Origin of the sequence: Janthinobacterium aestuarii (genome assembly GCF_046113285.1) — a bacterium.
Taxonomy (GTDB): domain Bacteria; phylum Pseudomonadota; class Gammaproteobacteria; order Burkholderiales; family Burkholderiaceae_D; genus Janthinobacterium.
In genome coordinates, this window is the sequence record NZ_CP142524.1 from 4,894,010 (window position 1) to 4,912,800 (window position 18,791).

The window sequence follows — 18,791 nt, forward strand, 5'->3', positions numbered from 1 at the left end:
ATGGCGCATGTGCGCCCGCGTCAGCCGAGGAAAACGGCGCCCGACATCAACAGCAGCAACAGCATCCACAGCAGCAAGGCGCGCCAGACGAGGCCCACCGTGCTCTGCAAGGCGCGCGCGCCCGGCTCTTCGCCCGGCAGGATATCGCTTTCGCTGTCGCTGTCGTCGACGGCCATGTCGGGCGTGACGAGCACGCGCGCGGCCGTTTCCGCTGGCGTGCCCAGGCGTACGCCCATGGCGCCGCCGCCGGCCGTCAGGATGATGCCGATGGACTCGTCCTGCCAGCGCTGGGCGAAATTGCGCCAGGCGTAGATGGCGTCCTCGAAATTGCCGACCACGGCAAACGCCACGGCCGTCAGGCGCACGGGGATCCAGTCGATCCAGTAAAAGGCGCGCGCGGCGAACTGGCCGAACGCTTCATTGCGCATGTGCTCGGGCTCGTTCCAGGCGCGCGCCAGGTATTCGGCCACGCGGTACATCACGGCGCAGGCAGGACCCAGCGGCATGAGGAACCAGAAGAACACGCCAAACACATTGCGGTGCGTGGTGATCAGGGCTTTTTCCACGGCGATGCGGGCGATCTCGCTCGCTTCCATGCCCACCGTGTCGAGCTTGGTCCAGTCGGCCAGCAAGGTGCGCGCGGTCGCTTCGTCGCCGGCGCTCAGGGCCAGCTGGATCGAGGTGAAGTAATGGCTGTAATGACGGAAGCCCAGGGTCAGGTAGACGATGAGGACGTTCCAGGCAAAGGCCAGCAGGGTCAGCTGATAGTGGAGCAAGATCCAGTACACGCCCGCCGTCGGCACCATCAGCGCACCGATCATGAGGAACCAGCCCATGCGGCCGTGGCTGGCGTGGCCGGCATTGAACCAGGTCTCCATGCGCATCGCCAGGCTCTTGATTTCGGCGTAGATCGGATTGTCCGCGCGCAAAGGTTTGAGCTGCTCGATCAGCAATGCGCAAAGTATGGAGAGAAATGTCATCAAACGTCCTTTTTGTCTTTTTCAGCAATACCGCAATGCCCGCTACGATAGCGCAGTGCCGTGCTGGAATCAAACTTATTACGTGCGCGGCGCCATTTTACGCGCGCAGCAGGTGAAACAGATTGCGCAGCATGCCGGCCGTGGCGCCCCAAATGTAGAAACGCTCGTACGGCATGGCGTAGAACGAGCGCCGTCCGCCCGGCAATTCCACCGACAGGCGCTGATGGTTGATGCCATCCATGAGGAAGGCCAGCGGCACTTCGAAGATTTCCGCCACCTCGGACGGGTCGGCGCGCAGTTCGAACGGCGGCGTTACCAGGCCCACCACGGGCGTGACCTGGTAGCCCGTGCCCGTCAGGTAGTCGGGCAGGCAGCCCAGCACTTCGATGTGCTCGCGCGCCAGGCCCACTTCTTCTTCCGTTTCGCGCAAGGCCGTGGCCACGGGCGAGCCATCGAACGGCTCGCTGCGACCGCCGGGAAAGCTGACCTGGCCCGCATGACTGCTCAGATGGTCCGTGCGCATGGTCAGCAAAATGGTCAAGCCCTGCGGCCGCTGCACCAGGGGAATGAGGACGGCGGCGCGCACGGGCACGGCGCGGGCGGAGAGGAAATCCTGGGTGATCTCGGGCTGCCAGTCAGGCTGTTCGGCCAGGCGCTGGCGCAGCCAGTCCGGCGTCAGGCGCACGGCGTCCAGCGCCGCCTCGCCGGCGATCGAATCGATGGCGAGTTGTTTTGGATCAAATGCGATGGTGGCCATGGCAGCTTGTCCCATTAGCAATTCAGAATAAAAAAAGGGGCACCAATACGGTACCCCTTTTCCCAACGCAGACGCTGATATTACGCGCTTGCTTTCGCCACAACGCGGCGGTTTGGCAATTTTTCTTTGATACGCGCCGATTTACCCGAACGCTCACGCAGATAGTACAGCTTGGCGCGGCGAACATCACCACGGCGTTTCACTTCGATCGAAGCGATCAGCGGCGAGTACAGTTGGAACGTACGCTCAACGCCTTCGCCGGACGAGATCTTGCGAACGATGAAGTTCGAGTTCAGGCCACGGTTACGACGGGAGATAACGACGCCTTCGTAAGCCTGGGCGCGCTTGCGCGTACCTTCGACTACGTTGACGCTGACGATAACGGTATCGCCTGGTGCGAATTCAGGAATGGTTTTACCCAGACGAGCAATTTCTTCCTGCTCTAATTGTTGAATCAAGTCCATTTTTATAACTCCGAAAACCATCATGCCGGCGCACTGTGGATAGCAAGTATCCGCCCGGTAGAGGATGGGTAACACAATATGGGCAACATGCCCGGCACTACTGGCCACCCTGCCGGCCGTCCGGAGACGGCTTACAGGCTGGCCAAGAATTTTTCGTCGGTCTTGCTGAGCAAGCCGGCGGCGCGCGCACTGACCAGCAGGTCAGGCCGCTTTGTCGCGGTCGCTTCCAGCATGCGCTGGCGGCGCCACTTGACGATCTCGGCATGATTGCCACCCATCAAGACGGGCGGCACGGCCATGCCTTCGTATGTTTCCGGCCGCGTGTAGTGCGGCGAATCGAGCAAGCCATTGACGAAGCTGTCCTCGATGGCCGATGCCTCCGTGTTCAAGACACCGGGCAACAGGCGGATCACCGCATCCATCAGCGCCATGGCGGGCAATTCACCGCCCGACAGGACGAAGTCGCCGACGCTGATTTCCTCGTCGACGCACCGGTCCAGCAAACGCTGGTCCACGGCTTCATAGCGGCCACACAGGATCACCAGGCCAGGCTCGGCTTTCAACTGCATGACGCGCGCGTGCGTCAGCGGACGGCCTTGCGGCGACATGAACACCACGCGGGGCGCCGCCAGTCCCAATTCGGCCTGGCGTTGCTTGGCGGCATTAATTGTCGCTTCGAGGGGACGGGCCATCATCACCATGCCGGGGCCGCCGCCATACGGGCGGTCATCCACGGTGCGGTGATTGTCGGTCGTGAAATCACGGGGATTCCACAAGGACAAGCCACATTTCCCCTGCTCGAAGGCGCGCCGGGTCACACCCGACTGCGTCAGCGCGGCAAACATTTCCGGGAACAGGGTCACGACATCAAATTGCATCGCTCGCCATCCTGAAAACATTGCCCGGCGCAAAGTTATGCGCAGGCGGTTTAATAATCGAGGCCCCAGTCGACCGTGATCTTGCTGGCAGCCTTGTCAACGTTAATGACAAACTGGCCAACAAACGGGATCAGGCGCTCAGGCGCCTTTTCAACGGTCTCATCGGCACTGGCGACGGGCGTAACGCGCAAGATTGACTGCGGACCATTGCTCATCATGTCGTGCACTGTGCCGAGGCACTCGCCTTGCAAATTCTCGACTGTCAGTCCGATCAGATCGGACCAATAAAACTCATCGGCCGACAGCGTCGGGAAATGGCTACGCGGAATTTGCACAGACACGCCTTTCAGCGCTTCTGCGGCATCCCGCCCGACCACACCCACCAGCTGGGCCACGACGTCGCCGCCGTGTAACTTCGCTTGCCTGACTTGAACATCATGCAAGGTCGGTTTATCAAACCACCAGGTTTTGACGCTTAATAATGCATCCGCATCGTCGGAGAAAGGAGTGATCCTGACCCCGCCAGCAATGCCATAAGCACCGGAGACATAGCCTACCTGTACCAGGTCATCGGGGACTTTCACCCCGGATGCAGTCTTGACCGTCAAACCAGTGATCTAATTAAGCTGCTGCTTTGTTGTTGCTGGCTACCAGGCGAGCAACGGTTGGCGACAATTGTGCGCCAACGCCTTGCCAGTAGGCCAGACGGTCTGCGGTGATACGCAGTGGAACTTCGCCACCTTGCGCCATCGGGTTGTAAAAACCGATACGCTCAATGAAGCGACCATCGCGGCGATTGCGCGAATCAGTAGCGACGATGTTGAAGAACGGGCGCTTCTTGGCGCCTCCACGAGCTAAACGAATAACGACCATAATATTTCCAAAAAGTGTGCTGAGGCGGAAAAAGCCGCAAATTATAGCGCGCTTTACCGCCAGGCAGCAAGCGTTATGATGACGGGCGTGTAATTTGGGCTAATCAAACATTATGACCAGTCAGGGCCGAAGACGCAATAGGCGTCTGCGTCTATCGTGCCGGCCATGGCTTGAACTCAGGCGAAATCATTGCATAAACGCCACAGGAAAGTGCTATCGTTGTGCGAGGCAATGACCGATACTGGCAATCTTTACTGATGAGCAATTCTGGAGTCCCATGACCACCGCTACCATTTTGCAACAGTCGCACAAGAACAAGGCATTCACCACCCTGCTGGCCTTTTTGCTGGGCACGCTGGGCGCACACCGCTTCTACCTGCACGGCGCCAAAGACCGCTGGGGCTGGCTACACCTGGCCGCCCTGCCCGCCAGCGCACTGCTGCATCAGCTGTTTCCCGAGGCGGACTGGTTTTATCAGATATTGCCGCTGACCCTGTCCGCGCTGGGCGGCTTCCTGGAAGCGCTGATCCTGGGCTTGATGCCGGACGACAAGTGGGACGCCCGCTACAATGCCGCATCAAGCCGCCTGTCGGACACGGGCTGGCCCCTGGCCGTGGTGCTGGTCGCTACCTTGATGCTAGGCGCGGGCGTGCTGATCGCCACCATGGCGCGCCTGTTCGACTTGCTGTACACAGGCGGCGCCTACGGTTAATTTCCGCATGGAAATGACATCTATCCGTCGCCCCGCACGCACATGTAAGTGTTGGTAAGCAATCATGATTTTCCTCTATACTGCATTCACAATGCCAACATTACCGGCACATTCAACACACCCCAGGAGAAGATCATGATTCGTCGCCCACTCATCCTCGCAGTCGCCGTCACGGCCCTGTTCAGCACATCCGCCTTCGCGCAAAACCTGTCGCCGAAGGCGCAATACGCGTACGACACGAAGCAAGCCAACACGCGCTATGCGGACGACAAGAAATTGTGCGCAGAAGAAAGCAGCTCGAAAGCCCGCATGCAATGCCTGCGCGACGCCAAGGGCGAATACGACCAGGCCATCATCAATGCCAAGGCCGCGCAAAAGGCGGGCAACTCCTACGCCAGCCAGCCTTCCAAGCAGCCGCAGCATCAGATTTGCGCCGATTGCGGCAAGGTGCTGGCAGTCAACGTCACTGAAAAAGCCGGTGAAGGCGGCGCACTGGGCATGATCGGCGGCGGCGTGGCCGGCGCCCTGCTGGGCCGCCAGGTCGGCGGCGGACGCGGCAAGGATCTGGCCACCCTGGCCGGCGCCGCTGGCGGCGCCTACGCGGGCAAGCAAGTCGAAGGCCACATGAAGAACGCCAAGACCTGGACCGTCACCGTGCAATACGAAACGGGCGCCAAGGCCGATTTCGCGTTTGACCAGGATCCTGGCCTCGCGGCTGGCGACTTGGTACGCAATTCGGGCAACGGCATCGCCCGCCGCTAAGAACGCAGAGTAAATCCGGGGTCAGTCCCTGTGGGATCGGAATGCGCGCCATTGGCGCACATTCCCCCGGCGGGTCTGACCCCGGCATTTGTCTTTGTGGTTTAAAAAAGCGCTGGAGAGCGATCTCCAGCGCTTTTTTTGCCTTCTGCGGGTCTTCAGCACACTGCTGGGGTCAGACCCTCAACAATGCCAACGCCAAACTCGGCGTTAGCGGACGAGGGGGTCTGACCCCGCTTAAAACTGCTCTTCCGACAAGGCCATCACGCCGGCGCTGCCGTCGATGATGGTGGCGCGTAAGCCCGGTGCCTGCGACAGGATGTGGTCAGCAAAGAAGCGGGCTGTGGCGATTTTTGCCTTGTAGAACGATGCGTCGCCGCTGCCCTCTCCCAGCTTTTGCTGCGCCACGATGGCCGCGCGGGCCATTTGCCAGCCGCCCAGCACGATGCCGGCCAGCTTCAGGTAGGGCACGCTGCCCGCGAACACGGCCTTGATGTCCGTCTTCATGTTCGCCACCACATACTCGACCACGGCTTCCAGCGCGGCGCTGCCTTCGGCCAGGTGGCGCTGCATGGCCTGGAAGTCGGCGCCGGTCAGTTCGCCCAGCTGGGCTTCCGTAGCGCGCACCTGGGCGATGATGGCTTTTGCCACGGCGCCGCCGTCGCGCACCGTCTTGCGGCCCACGAGGTCGTTCGCCTGGATGGCCGTCGTGCCTTCGTAGATCGTCAGGATCTTGGCGTCACGGTAATGCTGGGCGGCTCCCGTCTCTTCGATGAAACCCATGCCGCCGTGCACTTGCACGCCGTCGCGCGTGACGTCCTGCGACATTTCCGTGGCCCAGCCCTTGATCACGGGCACCAGGTATTCATACGTCGCCAGACTTTCCGCGCGCACGTCGGCGTCCGGATGGTGGTGCGCCACGTCGCTGATGGCCGCGCCCACGTAGGCCAGCGCGCGCGCCGCCTCCGTCTGCGAGCGCATCGACATCAGCATGCGGCGCACGTCCGGGTGGTGGATGATGGAGACCGGACCGGGCGAGCCGGCCAGGTCGCGCGACTGCACGCGGTCCTTGGCGAACGCCACGGCCTGCTGGTAGGCGCGCTCGGCCAGGCCGATGCCTTGCAGGCCCACGCCGAAGCGGGCCGCGTTCATCATGATGAACATGTATTCGAGACCGCGGTTTTCCTCGCCCACCAGGGTGCCGATGGCGCCGCCATGGTCGCCGAACTGCAGCACGGCCGTGGGGCTGGCCTTGATGCCGAGTTTGTGCTCGATGGACACGCAGTGCGCGTCGTTGCGCGCACCGAGGCTGCCGTCCGCGTTGACGAGGAATTTTGGCACGATGAACAGCGAAATGCCTTTTACGCCGGCCGGTGCGTCCGGCGTGCGGGCCAGCACCAGATGGACGATGTTTTCTGCCATGTCGTGTTCGCCGTACGTGATGAAAATCTTCGTGCCAAAGACTTTATAGGTGCCATCGTCCTGCGGCACGGCGCGCGTGCGCACGGCGGCCAGGTCGGACCCCGCCTGCGGCTCCGTCAGGTTCATGGTGCCCGTCCACGTGCCGGAGACCAGGTTTTCCAGGTAGGTGGCTTTCTGCTCGTCGCTGCCGGCCGTCAGCAGCGCTTCGATGGCGCCGTCCGACAGCAGGGCGACCAGGGCAAACGAGATGCTGGCCGAATTGAGCATTTCGATGCAGGGCGTGGCCAAAAGCTTGGGCAAGCCCTGGCCGCCAAATTCCGTCGGATGCTGCACGCCCTGCCAGCCCGCTTCGCCGTAGGCCTTGAACGCTTCCTTGAAGCCTTTCGAGGTCGTGACCTGGCCGTCGTGCCAGAAGCTCGGTTCCTTGTCGCTGGGCCAGTTCAGGGGGGCCACCACGCCGCCGCAGAACTTGGCGTTTTCTTCCAGCACGGCTTCGGCCGTGTCGGGTGTCGCGTCTTCGCAGCCAGGCAAAGTATGGATTTCGGCCAGGCCGGCCAGTTCGTTCATGACGAACAACATGTCTTTCAGCGGGGCTTGATAGCTCATCTATTTCTCCAAGAAAAAAGCCACGCGCGGCTCGCCGTGTGGGGCGGGCCGGCGTGGCTTCGTGATATACAAAACCTGATGGGTTTAAATTAACCCAGTTCTTTGACCAGTTGCGGCACGATCTCGAACAGATCGCCCACGATGCCGTAGTCGGCCACGGCAAAGATCGGCGCTTCCGGATCCTTGTTGATGGCGACGATGGTCTTCGAGTCTTTCATGCCGGCCAGATGCTGGATCGCGCCCGAGATACCGACGGCGATGTACAGCGATGGCGCGACGATCTTGCCCGTCTGGCCCACTTGCCAGTCGTTCGGCACGAAGCCGGCGTCGACGGCGGCGCGCGAAGCACCCATGGCGGCGCCCAGCTTGTCGGCCAGCGGTTCCAGGATGTGGAAGTTCTCGGCCGAACCCATGCCACGGCCGCCCGACACGATGATTTTCGCGGCGGTCAGTTCAGGACGGTCGGACTTGGCCAGTTCGCGGCCCACGAAGGCGGACTTGCCATTGTCGCCAACGGCGGCGACGGTTTCGGTGGCAGCCGAACCGCCGGTGGCGGCAGCAGCGTCGAAGCCGGTGGTGCGCACGGTGATGACCTTGACCTTGTCGCCAGATTGCACGGTGGCAATGGCGTTACCGGCGTAGATCGGGCGCTCGAAGGTGTCAGGCGAGTCGACCTTGGTGATTTCCGAGATTTGCGCCACGTCAAGCTTGGCGGCCACGCGCGGCAGGATGTTCTTGCCGTAGGCGGTGGCTGGCGCCAGGATGTGGCTGTAGTTGCCGGCGATGGCCAGCACTTGCTCGGCCACGTTTTCGGCCAGGCCGTCGGCAAAGTATGGCGCGTCGGCCACGATGACTTTCGTCACGCCGGCGATTTGCGCGGCGGCAGCGGCGGCAGCCGAGGCGTTCGAACCTGCGACCAGTACGTGCACGTCGCCGCCGCACTGGGCAGCCGCGGTCACGGTGTGGTGGGTGCTGCCCTTTAAGGTAGCGTTGTCGTGTTCAGCAATAACTAATGCGACCATGATATGTCCTGTAATTGTTCTGGATAGACGGCAAAGCCGCTTAGATGACTTTGGCTTCGGTACGCAGCTTGGCGACCAGGGTGGCGACGTCCGGCACCTTGATGCCGGCCGAGCGCTTGGCTGGCTCGACGACTTTGAGGGTCTTCAGGCGTGGCGCAACGTCGACGCCCAGGTCTTCCGGCTTGACGGTCTCGAGCGGCTTTTTCTTTGCCTTCATGATGTTCGGCAAGGTCACATAGCGTGGCTCGTTCAAACGCAGGTCGGTGGTGATGATCGCTGGCAAGGTCAATGCCAGGGTTTCCAGGCCGCCGTCGACTTCGCGCGTGACGGTGACTTTGCCGTCTTCCAGCACGACTTTCGAAGCGAACGTGGCTTGCGGCCAACCCAGCAGGGCAGCGAGCATCTGGCCCGTCTGGTTGCTGTCGTCATCGATCGCCTGCTTGCCCAGGATGATCAGTTGCGGCTGTTCTTTCTCGGCCAGGGACTTGACCAGCTTGGCCACGGCCAGCGGTTCCAGGTCGGTCGTCGTTTCCACCAGGATGCCGCGGTCGGCGCCGATGGCCATGGCCGTGCGCAGGGTTTCCTGGCACTGCGTCACGCCGCAGGAGATGGCGACCACTTCAGTGACCTTGCCGGCTTCTTTCAGGCGCATCGCTTCTTCCAGCGCGATCTCATCGAAAGGGTTCATCGACATTTTGACGTTGGCGGTATCGACGCCAGTGCCGTCACTCTTGACGCGGACTTTGACGTTATAGTCGACCACGCGTTTGACGGGTACCAAGACTTTCATAGCTATGCCTTTGGGAAATTATAAAAATGACGGATCAAGTGCTGATTGTGCGTTCGATTATAAGAGAAATTTGAATCCTGAACCGAATTTAAGCACGATCGTGCGATTTTTTGTTAGAGCAATCCATCTAAACTGTCCAGCTTCGGGAATTTCAAGGGGGTCCGCCGCTACGCTGCAGGGCAGCAAAAGGGCTGGTTCGGGAAGGAAAACCAGGCCGCGCCACGGCGGCCCCGGCTGGCAGAATTATTTGCGTTGCATCAGGAAGACGAATTCGGTACCCGTCTGCACGTGCGACAGCAGGGCATTGCCCGTTTGCTTGGCGAAAGCCTGGAAGTCGCGCACGGAACCGGGATCGGTTGCCATGATGCGCAGCACTTCCCCGCTCTGCAGCTCTGACAAAGCCTTTTTCGCCTTCAGAATCGGCAACGGGCAATTCAAGCCCCGCGCGTCGAGTTCTTTGTGAAATTCCATAATCTCGGTATCAAGTAGTGTGTCGCTCATCATCAATATCCCACCATTGTTTTGTTGTACTGATTTTCGACATACTACTCTAAATCAGGGGCATTGACGCGCTGCACCAAAATAGTTCATCGGCTGTTGTGGTGTCACAACGAGATTCCACACGGCAAAACGGCCCGCAAACACCGTCTGCGGGCCGTTTTCAAGGGGCTGTGGGGCGAAAACCCCGCATGCCTTCTAGCTTACGCCTTATTTTGCGCGTTCGCCGACCCAGGCCGGCACGCCGGCCAGGGCGTTCGCCAGGCCGCTCGGATCGGTGCCGCCAGCCTGCGCCATATCGGGGCGTCCGCCGCCTTTTCCGCCCACTTGCTGTGCAACGAAGTTCACCAGCTCGCCCGCTTTGACCTTGGAAGTCGCGTCCGCCGTCACGCCGGCGATCAGGCTGACCTTGCCGTCGGCCACGCTGGCCAGCACGATGGCGGCCGTTTTCAGCTTGTCCTTCAGCTTGTCCATGGTTTCGCGCAGACGGGCCACGTCGGCGCCTTCCAGCACGGCCGCCAGCACCTTGATGCCGTTGACATCGACGGCTTGCGTGACCAGCTCATCGCCCTGGCCCGACGCCAGTTTCGATTTCAGCGCGGCCAGTTCCTTTTCCAGCGCCTTCACGTGGTCCTGCACCTGGACGATGCGGGCCGTCAGTTCTTCCGGCTGCGCCTTCAGGGCGCTGGCTGCTTCGACGAGGCGGCGGTTGATGGTTTGCACCAGCGCCAGCGCGCCCTCGCCCGTCACCGCTTCCACGCGGCGGATGCCAGCGGCTACGCCGCTTTCGCCGATGATCTTGAACAGGCCGATGTCGCCCGTGCGCTGCACGTGGACGCCGCCGCACAGCTCTTTCGAGCTGCCGATGTCGAGCACGCGCACTTCGTCGCCGTACTTCTCGCCAAACAGTGCCATTGCGCCATGCTTGACGGCATCGTCAAACGACATCAAATGGGCTTGCGTGGCGCGGTTTTCCAGGATTTCCTTGTTGACGATCGTTTCCACGGCGGCGATCTGCTCGGCCGTCATCGGCGCATTGTGGCTGAAGTCGAAGCGGGTCTTGTCCGGGTCGACCAGCGAACCCTTTTGCGCCACGTGGCTGCCCAGCACTTCGCGCAAGGCCTTGTGCATCAAATGCGTGGCCGAGTGGTTGCGGATCGTGCGCGCGCGCTTGGCGGTGTCGACTTCGGCCGAGACGGCATCGCCCACCTTCAGCACGCCCGATTCCAGCACGCCGTGATGGCCGAATACGTCGGCCTGGATTTTCAGGGTGTCGCTGACGGCAAAGCTGCCGGCGCCCGAGGCGATCACGCCCTGGTCGCCCACCTGGCCGCCCGATTCCGCGTAGAACGGCGTGGTGTCGAGCACGACGATACCGTCCTGGCCCGCCTTCAGTTCAGCTACCTGCGTGCCGGCCGCGTACAGCGCGACGACCTTGCTGCTGAACGTCAACTGGTCGTAGCCGACGAATTTGTTTTTCTCACCCGTGTACTCGACCTTGCTGTCCTTGTGCGTCTTGCCGCCCTTGCGCGACAGTTCCTGGCTTTCCTTCAGGGCCGCATCGTAGCCAGCCTGGTCGAAACTGATATTGCGTTCGCGGCAGATGTCGGCCGTCAGGTCCGGCGGGAAGCCGTAGGTTTCGTACAAAGTAAAAGCGGTGGCGCCGTCGATGCCCGTGGCATCCTTGGCCAGCTGCGCTTCCAGCACTTTCATGCCCGTTTCCAGGGTTTCGCCGAAACGCTCTTCCTCGGCCTTGAGCATGTTGGCGACGTTGTCTTTCGCTTCTTCCAGCTCCGGATAGGCGCCGCCCATCTCGATGGCCAGATCGGCCACCAGCTTGTAGAAGAACGGTTTCGTCTGGCCCAGCTTGTGGCCATGGCGCAGGGCGCGGCGGATGATGCGGCGCAAGACATACGCGCGGCCTTCGCTGCCCGGAATGATGCCGTCGACGATCATGAAGGCGGCGGCGCGGATGTGGTCGGCAATCACGCGCAGCGACTTGTTTTCCAGGTCCGTGGCGCCCGTTTCGCGCGCGGCAGCCTTGATCAGGTGCTGGAACAGGTCGATTTCATAGTTCGAATGCACGTGCTGCAGCACGGCGGCCAGGCGCTCCATGCCCATGCCCGTGTCGACGCACGGCTTCGGCAGCTTGTGCATGACGCCCGCTTCGTCGCGGTTGAACTGCATGAACACCAGGTTCCAGATTTCAATGAAGCGGTCGCCATCTTCGTCAGGCGAGCCCGGCGGGCCGCCAGGAATGTCGGCGCCGTGGTCGTAGAAGATTTCCGTACATGGACCGCATGGGCCCGTGTCAGCCATCTGCCAGAAATTGTCCGAAGCGTAGCGCGAACCCTTGTTGTCGCCGATGCGGATGATGCGCTCGACGGGCACGCCGATTTCCTTGGCCCAGATGTCGTACGCTTCGTCATCTTCGATGTACACGGTGACGGTCAGCTTGTCAGCCGGCAAGCCGTACACTTTGGTCAGCAGTTCCCATGCGTACTGGATCGCGTCGCGCTTGAAATAGTCGCCGAAGCTGAAATTGCCCAGCATTTCAAAGAACGTATGGTGGCGCGCCGTATAGCCGACGTTTTCCAGATCGTTGTGCTTGCCGCCGGCGCGCACGCAGCGCTGCACGGAGGTGGCGCGCGTGTACGGACGGCTGTCCGTGCCCGTAAACACATCCTTGAACTGCACCATGCCGCTGTTCGTCAACAGCAAGGTCGGATCGTTGCCTGGCACCAGGGAGCTGGAACGGACGATGGAATGGCCCTTGGACTCGAAAAATTTGAGGAACTTGTCGCGGATTTCAGTTGATTTCATGTTTTTTTGGCAAAGAGTGGCGGCAGCTTTAAAGGGAAGATTATACGTGATATGGGGTGCGGCATTGACGGCCGGCACGGGCATTGTTGCGCACGTGCCAACATCGACAGCCTGCCCGCTCAGGCCGGGTCGTGGCCGCTGGCGCAGGCGTGCGGGGCGGCACCGGCGGCGACCGCACTGGCGCCGGCGGCCGCATTGCAATCGGCGCAGCGGCCGTACAGGGTCAGTTCGTGGCGCTCGACAATAAAGCCTTGCGGCGCCATGCGCTTCAAGTCGCCCGGGCAATCATGCACATCGAACACGCGCTGACACGTGGTGCACTGGAAATGGTGATGGTGGTGATTGGCGGCCGTGTTCGACTCGTAGCGCGGGTTTTCGCCCGGCAAGGTCACCACGTGCACCTTTTCCTCCAACACCAGCGATTTCAGGTTGCGGTAAACGGTGGCGATGCCCAGCTGCGTCACCTGCAAGCTGGCCTGTTCGAGGATTTCCTGCGCCGACAGGGGGCGCTGGGCCGACTCGATGGCGGCTTGAATAGCGGTTTTTTGACGTGTTGTGCGTTCCATAGCCGACAGAATACACCATCCGCCTGTATCTACTGCCCGGAAAACTGCCACACATTAATGATAATGGGTTATCATTATCATCTTAGGGCAGGCTATTTCCTGTTCATGCGCTGCCCCAACCCTGCCAACACCGATAGCTGATAAAGGAATTCTTGCCCATGTCCGTCCGTCCTCACCAACCAACTCCCCTCGCGCTGGCCATCATGCTGGCCTTTGCCGCCCCCGCCAGCGCCCTGGCGCAACAGGCCGCCACCTTGCCTGCCGTCACCGTTTCGGCCAGCGCACTGGCCCTGGGCAGCGACGATATGAGCACGCCCGTGACCGTGCTGGAAGGCGAGGCACTGGTGCTGGCAAGGTCAGCGACCCTGGGCGAAACCCTGGCCGGCCAGCCCGGCATCACGTCCAGCCATTTCGGCGCCGGCGCCAGCCGCCCCATCATCCGCGGCATGGATGGTCCCCGTGTGAAGATCCTGTCCGATGGCGCCGAAGTGCAGGATGCGTCGACCATCAGCCCCGACCATGCCGTCGCGGCCGAACCGATGCTGTCGGAACAGATTGAAGTCTTGCGCGGCCCGTCCGCGCTGGCCTACGGCGGCGGTGCCGTCGGCGGCGTCGTCAATGTGATCGACAAGAAAATCCCCACCCGCGTGCCGGCCAAGGGCTTCGAAGGCAGCGCGGAAGTACGCGCCAACTCGGCAGCGCGCGACAAGGCGGGCGCCTTTGAAGTGACTGGCGGCTCCGGCAACATCGCCTTCCACGCGGAAGGCGTCAAGCGCGATGCGAAGGAATACAAGGTCGGTAGCGGCTGGGAAGGCGGCTCCAAAGTGGCCGGCAGCTACAACAAGACGGACACGGGCAGCGTGGGCGTGTCGTGGGTGGGTGAACGCGGCTTCCTGGGCCTGGCCTTCACCAGCCAGCATGCGGAATACGGCTTGCCTGGCCACAACCATGAATTCGAGAGCTGCCACCCGCATGGCACCCACCTGCACTGCGGCGGTCATGAAGGCCACGGCCACGGCGACGAAGAGGAACATGACCACGATCACGAGCATGAAAGCGTGCCCTACGTGAAACTGAAGAGCGAGCGCTGGGATGTGCGCGGCGAATTGCGCGACCCCGTGCCCGGCTTCGCCAAGCTGCGCCTGCGCGCGTCGTTTACCGATTACAAGCACGATGAAATCGAAGGCACGGAAATCGCCACCACGTTTAAAAACAAGGGCCACGACGCGCGCCTGGAAATGGAACACCATCCCGTCTTCGGCTGGCGCGGCGTCGTCGGCCTGCAAACGTCGAAGCGCGATTTCTCCGCCCTGGGCGAGGAAGCCTACGTGGCGCCGACGGTCACGAAGAAACACGCGGCCTTCCTGGTGGAAGAATACAAGCTCGACCAATGGCGCTTCGAAGCGGGCTTGCGCCACGAGTGGCAAGACATCGCGGTCGATAGCGCCACCCTGCAAGACCGCAGCGCCAAGGGCACGTCGGTCTCGCTGGGCGCCGTGTGGAAATTCGCGCCCCAGTATTCGCTCGGCTCGACCATCTCGCGCACGCACCGTTTGCCCAGCGCCGAGGAACTGTATGCGCACGGCGTGCACATGGCCACGGCCACGTATGAACTGGGCAATCAAAACCTGGGCAAGGAAACGTCGAACAATATCGACTTGACCCTGCGCAAATATGCGGGCGCCACGACCTTCTCGGCCAGCGCCTACCGCAACAAGGTCGACAACTACATCTTCGGCAGCACGCTGGACAGCCACGAAGGCTTCCAGCTGATCCAGTACGCCCAGCGCGACGCCACGTTCACGGGCGTGGAAGGGCAAGTGCGCCAGCAACTGAACCCCATGTTCGGCGCCAGCGTGTTCGGCGACTACGTGCGGGCCAAGCTGGCCAACGATGGTGGCAACTTGCCGCGCATTCCGGCCCAGCGTTTTGGCGTGAAGGTCGATGCCAACTGGCAGGCATGGAGCGGCGTGGCCGAGTTCTACCGCGTGGGCAAGCAAGACAAGGTGGCCGCGTTCGAAACGGCAACCCCGGGCTACAACATGCTGAACCTGTCCGCCAACTACGACACGCGCATCGGCACGACGCCGGCCCAGTTCTACATCAAGGCGAACAACCTGACGAATGAGCTGGCGTACAGCCACACTTCATTCATCAAGAATGCGGCGCCTTTGACGGGGCGCAATGTCACCGTCGGCATGCGCGTGACTTTCTAAGCTGCTTGAAACGTAGGTCGGCTTAGCGCGCAAGCGCGTAAGCCGACAACACCATGGTCCGGACAACTGCCGGGGTCAGACCCGTCCGGGGGAATTTTTTCCAATGGGGAAAATTCCACTCCCGAAGGGACTGACCCCGGATCTCCGCTGAGTATGCATCGCATTATTCCGTCGCTCCGATCAAATCTATCCTGTCCGTGCAAAACCCATCCACGCCCCAGGCCAGCAGCTCGCTGGCCCGTTCGGGCGTGTTGACGGTGTAGCAGAACAGCCCCAATCCCTCCTCTTTGACTGCCAGCGCCAGCGCGCGCGTCAGTTGCGTGTGGTCGCAATGGATCGCCACCACATCCAGTTCCTTCGCCGTGTTCGCCCAGTCGTCCGGTATCCGTTCGACCAGCCAGCCGCGCGCCAGTTCCGGGGCCGCCTGGCGCGCCGCTTCCAGGGCGGCGATGCTGAACGACGAGAGCAAGGGCAATAACTCTCCTTCAGCAATTTCCTTTGCAAAATAATCGCGCGTGGCCTGCGCCACCGTCTCGCCCGTCGGCACGTCGAAGCCGGGCGCCGGCTTGATCTCGATATTCATCCAGATGTGCTGCGCCTTGCAATACGCCGCCACGGCCTCGAACGTGGGCACGCCCTCGCCCGCAAACTGCGGGCCGAACCAGGCGCCCGCCTCCATCGTTCCCAGCTGTGCGGCCGTGTAATCGTTGACGTGGCCGCTGCCGGCCACCGTGCGGCCCAGCTCGGGGTCGTGCACGACGACGGGCACGCCGTCGGACGCCAGCATGACGTCGAATTCCACGGCGCGGTAGCCGTAAGCCAGGCCGCAGCGCAGAGCAGCCAGGGTGTTTTCAGGCGCCAGGGTGCCGCCGCCGCGGTGCGCCAGGGTGCGTGGGTAGGGCCACATGAGGTTTCCTTTATAGCAAAGACTGTCTTGCCATACTATCCCGCGCCCATCGTGAAAAGTAAAGCGGCCCCGTTTGGCGGCGCGACGCTGCGAATGGCGACGCGCCGGCACCGTTTCGTCGCAGCCCTGTTGCGCCCTGGCCTGCGCTGGCACACAATGCCCCATCGCTACCAGCAGACACTTCCATGAACTCAGACGCCCCTTCCGCCGACGCCCCCGCCAGACGCCGCTTTCCCTACTACCGCATGCTGCTCGACTCTCGCTATGCGCTGGTGCTGAACGCGATCTGCGCGCTGGTCATTACCTTCATCCTCAATCCGGGCAGCCATTTCGGACAAAACCTGATCGCCTCGATGTGCATCGGCACGATCGCCTTCCTGCTGATCGACGGCATGCGCCTGACTTTATGGGGTGCGGACCAGCGGCCCAGACTCCTGCCCTTCATGCTCATCATCCTGCTATCCGTGCCCGTGGCGCAAATGCTGGGCCTGGTTCTGTTCGGCTGGCTGACGGGCGTGGACGTGGGCGGCTTCGACAAGCTGTTGCCCACGCAAATGATGGGCACGCTCGTGTTCACCCTGCTGGCCACGGGCGGCGCCGTGCTGTTTTTCTCCAGCCGCGAAAAGATTGCCCGCCTGCAAATGATCGCCGCCGAGGAAAAGGCCCGCGCCGAATCCGTGGCGCGCCAGGCCATGCAGGCGCAGCTGCAATTGCTGCAGGCGCAGATCGAACCGCACATGCTGTTCAACACCCTGGCCAACCTGCAGGGCCTGATCAGCTTTGATCCGGACCGCGCCCAGCTGCTGCTCGACCAGCTGATCCAGTACCTGCGCGCCACCTTGAGTTCCTCGCGCGCCGGGTCCACCACCCTCGCGCAGGAGTTTTCCCTGATGCAAGCCTACCTGGGCCTGATGTCGATACGCATGGGTGCGCGCCTGAGCTATGCGCTGGACTTGCCCGAGGCCTTGCGCGATATCAAGGTGCCGCCCATGCTGCTGCAGCCGCTGGTGGAAAACGCCATCCAGCACGGCCTGGAACCGAAGATCGAAGGCGGCCATATCCACGTGCAGGCATCCACGGACGGCAGCGTGCTGATCCTGACGGTTGCGGACGATGGTCTGGGCCTCGACCATCCGGGCCAGACCAAGGGCACGCAGCTGGGCGTGGCGAATATCCGCGAACGGCTGCACGGCATGCATGGCGAAGCCGCCAGCCTATCGCTGGCCCCCAACACACCGGCAGGCGTCATCGCCCGCCTTCAATTACCGATACACTCCACCACCACGAGCCCCACGCCATGACAAGTTCCCCCCCGCGCGCCCTGATCGCCGAAGACGAACCCATACTCGCCGCCGCCCTCGCGCATGCCCTGCGCCGGCTATGGCCGGAACTCGACATCGTTGCCACCTGCGCCAATGGCGTGGAAGCCTTGCAGCAAGGCCTGGCGCTGCAGCCCGACATACTATTTCTCGACATCAAGATGCCGGGCAAGACAGGCCTGGAAGCGGCCGAAGAGCTGGCCGAACAGTGGCCGGACGGCATCGCGTTCCCTCACATCGTGTTTGTTACCGCCTACGACGAATATGCGCTGGCCGCCTTCGAGCACGCGGCCGCCGATTACGTCTTAAAACCCGTCAACGATGCGCGCCTGGGCAAGACGGTGGAACGCTTGCAGCAACGCCTGCGCGACAGCGCCGGCGCCAGCGGGAGAGCAACGCCAGCGGCGGCAGCCACTGCGGCGGCGCCGGTGGCGGCAACCGTCACAGCGGCCCCCAGCGACGACAACCTGGCCCGCCTGCTGGCCCAGTTGCAGGCCATGGTGCCGCCCGCGCCGCGCCTGCAAATGATACGGGCGGCCGTGGGCAACAGCGTGCGCATGATCGCGCTGGCCGACGTCGTGTATTTCGAGGCGCTGGACAAATACATCAACGTCGTGTGCCAGGACAGCGAAGCGCTGATACGCACGAGCCTGAAGGAACTTTTGCCCCAGCTGGACCCGCAACAATTCTGGCAAATCCACCGGGGCACCATCGTCAATGCCAGCGCCATCGCCACGGCCGTGCGCGACGAGGCGGGCAAGCTGTCGCTGACCCTGCGCCAGCATCCGGCGCAACTGCGTGTCAGCCCTTTATATGCCCATCTGTTCCGGCAGATGTAGGGCGCACAAGAGCCAGGTTCTAGTGGAGCTGATGCTTCAGGTCCGATAGTTCATCGTGGACCTTGAGCACGGCGCTCTTCATTTCCGGCGTCACGCTGGTCGCCGTGCCGCACGCCCGTTTGGCGCGGTCGCCCAGCGACTCCATCTGGTCGACGGCTTGGCGGATGCGCGCATCGTCCTGCGTGTCGATGGCTTGCCGCACGGCGCTCTTTTGCTGGTCCAGCTGATCGATGCAATCCTTCAAGTCCATCGGCATGCCCTGCTGCTTGCCGCACAACTGGGCCGCCTGGCCGATCGCGTGTTCGATGGCGCCAAAGCGCCGTGCCACTTCCTTTACCTGCATCATGATCTGTCCTCCCA

At 62.2% G+C, this 18,791-nt stretch carries 19 protein-coding genes; 5 read left to right on the forward strand and 14 right to left on the reverse strand.

Going from position 1 to position 18,791, the window contains the following annotated elements; genetic code table 11:
- Window positions 1–20: 20 nt before the first annotated feature.
- The 6 genes from OX462_RS22065 to rpsP all read right to left on the reverse strand — a co-directional run bounded on the left by OX462_RS22065 (window position 21) and on the right by rpsP (window position 3,952).
- Entirely contained in the window at window positions 21–980 is a 960-nt protein-coding gene (locus OX462_RS22065; protein ID WP_070221851.1) for a CobD/CbiB family protein, read from the reverse strand.
- Between the two features lie 97 nt (window positions 981–1,077).
- Entirely contained in the window at window positions 1,078–1,737 is a 660-nt protein-coding gene (locus OX462_RS22070) for a CoA pyrophosphatase (protein ID WP_070313791.1), read from the reverse strand.
- An 80-nt stretch (window positions 1,738–1,817) separates the two neighbouring features.
- Entirely contained in the window at window positions 1,818–2,201 is a 384-nt protein-coding gene (gene rplS, locus OX462_RS22075) for a 50S ribosomal protein L19 (RefSeq protein ID WP_010395528.1), read from the reverse strand.
- A 131-nt stretch (window positions 2,202–2,332) separates the two neighbouring features.
- On the reverse strand, window positions 2,333–3,079 hold the full coding sequence (gene trmD / locus OX462_RS22080; RefSeq protein ID WP_409027055.1) for a tRNA (guanosine(37)-N1)-methyltransferase TrmD: 747 nt from the start codon (window positions 3,077–3,079) through the stop codon (window positions 2,333–2,335).
- A 50-nt stretch (window positions 3,080–3,129) separates the two neighbouring features.
- Window positions 3,130–3,687 (reverse strand): ribosome maturation factor RimM, encoded by a 558-nt coding sequence (gene rimM, locus OX462_RS22085; RefSeq protein WP_070221854.1) that lies wholly within the window; start codon window positions 3,685–3,687, stop codon window positions 3,130–3,132.
- Between the two features lie 13 nt (window positions 3,688–3,700).
- A complete protein-coding gene (gene rpsP, locus OX462_RS22090; protein ID WP_010395524.1) occupies window positions 3,701–3,952 on the reverse strand; it encodes a 30S ribosomal protein S16 in 252 nt (83 codons plus the stop codon).
- A 277-nt stretch (window positions 3,953–4,229) separates the two neighbouring features.
- Between rpsP and OX462_RS22095 the strand changes: the two genes are divergently transcribed.
- Both OX462_RS22095 and OX462_RS22100 read left to right on the forward strand, forming a co-directional pair.
- The gene (locus tag OX462_RS22095) at window positions 4,230–4,664 is read left to right on the forward strand and encodes an NINE protein (RefSeq protein ID WP_409027056.1); all 435 of its coding nucleotides are present in this window, start codon (window positions 4,230–4,232) and stop codon (window positions 4,662–4,664) included.
- 135 nt (window positions 4,665–4,799) lie between these two features.
- Complete coding sequence (locus OX462_RS22100) at window positions 4,800–5,426, forward strand: glycine zipper 2TM domain-containing protein (RefSeq protein ID WP_070221856.1); 627 nt, start codon at window positions 4,800–4,802, stop codon at window positions 5,424–5,426.
- 234 nt (window positions 5,427–5,660) lie between these two features.
- Here the strand turns inward: OX462_RS22100 and OX462_RS22105 are convergent, their stop codons facing one another.
- The 6 genes from OX462_RS22105 to OX462_RS22130 all read right to left on the reverse strand — a co-directional run bounded on the left by OX462_RS22105 (window position 5,661) and on the right by OX462_RS22130 (window position 13,150).
- A complete protein-coding gene (locus tag OX462_RS22105) occupies window positions 5,661–7,451 on the reverse strand; it encodes an acyl-CoA dehydrogenase (protein WP_409027057.1) in 1,791 nt (596 codons plus the stop codon).
- A gap of 89 nt (window positions 7,452–7,540) precedes the next feature.
- The gene (locus OX462_RS22110) at window positions 7,541–8,473 is read right to left on the reverse strand and encodes an electron transfer flavoprotein subunit alpha/FixB family protein (RefSeq protein WP_070221858.1); all 933 of its coding nucleotides are present in this window, start codon (window positions 8,471–8,473) and stop codon (window positions 7,541–7,543) included.
- A 40-nt stretch (window positions 8,474–8,513) separates the two neighbouring features.
- Complete coding sequence (locus OX462_RS22115; RefSeq protein WP_070221859.1) at window positions 8,514–9,263, reverse strand: electron transfer flavoprotein subunit beta/FixA family protein; 750 nt, start codon at window positions 9,261–9,263, stop codon at window positions 8,514–8,516.
- Between the two features lie 243 nt (window positions 9,264–9,506).
- Window positions 9,507–9,734: a sulfurtransferase TusA family protein gene (locus tag OX462_RS22120; protein WP_010395510.1), complete on the reverse strand. Its 228-nt coding sequence runs from the start codon at window positions 9,732–9,734 to the stop codon at window positions 9,507–9,509.
- Window positions 9,735–9,971: 237 nt separating this feature from the next.
- Window positions 9,972–12,584, reverse strand: a complete 2,613-nt coding sequence (gene alaS / locus OX462_RS22125) for an alanine--tRNA ligase (RefSeq protein ID WP_409027058.1) — start codon at window positions 12,582–12,584, stop codon at window positions 9,972–9,974.
- A gap of 119 nt (window positions 12,585–12,703) precedes the next feature.
- A complete protein-coding gene (locus tag OX462_RS22130) occupies window positions 12,704–13,150 on the reverse strand; it encodes a Fur family transcriptional regulator (protein ID WP_070221861.1) in 447 nt (148 codons plus the stop codon).
- Between the two features lie 158 nt (window positions 13,151–13,308).
- Here OX462_RS22130 and OX462_RS22135 point away from each other — a divergent pair, with 158 nt between their 5' ends.
- Window positions 13,309–15,366, forward strand: coding sequence for a TonB-dependent receptor domain-containing protein (locus OX462_RS22135; RefSeq protein WP_409027059.1), 2,058 nt, complete (start codon window positions 13,309–13,311; stop codon window positions 15,364–15,366).
- Window positions 15,367–15,529: 163 nt separating this feature from the next.
- Here OX462_RS22135 and ugpQ read toward each other — a convergent pair whose 3' ends face one another.
- Window positions 15,530–16,273, reverse strand: coding sequence for a glycerophosphodiester phosphodiesterase (gene ugpQ / locus OX462_RS22140; RefSeq protein ID WP_409027060.1), 744 nt, complete (start codon window positions 16,271–16,273; stop codon window positions 15,530–15,532).
- A 185-nt stretch (window positions 16,274–16,458) separates the two neighbouring features.
- On the opposite strand from ugpQ, the gene OX462_RS22145 reads away from it, so the two are divergent.
- Together OX462_RS22145 and OX462_RS22150 are read left to right on the forward strand one after the other, a co-directional pair.
- Complete coding sequence (locus OX462_RS22145; protein WP_409027061.1) at window positions 16,459–17,574, forward strand: sensor histidine kinase; 1,116 nt, start codon at window positions 16,459–16,461, stop codon at window positions 17,572–17,574.
- A complete protein-coding gene (locus tag OX462_RS22150; RefSeq protein WP_409027062.1) occupies window positions 17,571–18,431 on the forward strand; it encodes a LytR/AlgR family response regulator transcription factor in 861 nt (286 codons plus the stop codon). Before OX462_RS22145 ends, OX462_RS22150 begins: the two co-directional genes overlap by 4 nt.
- A gap of 19 nt (window positions 18,432–18,450) precedes the next feature.
- Here OX462_RS22150 and OX462_RS22155 read toward each other — a convergent pair whose 3' ends face one another.
- Complete coding sequence (locus OX462_RS22155) at window positions 18,451–18,777, reverse strand: hypothetical protein (RefSeq protein ID WP_409027063.1); 327 nt, start codon at window positions 18,775–18,777, stop codon at window positions 18,451–18,453.
- Window positions 18,778–18,791 lie beyond the last annotated feature (14 nt).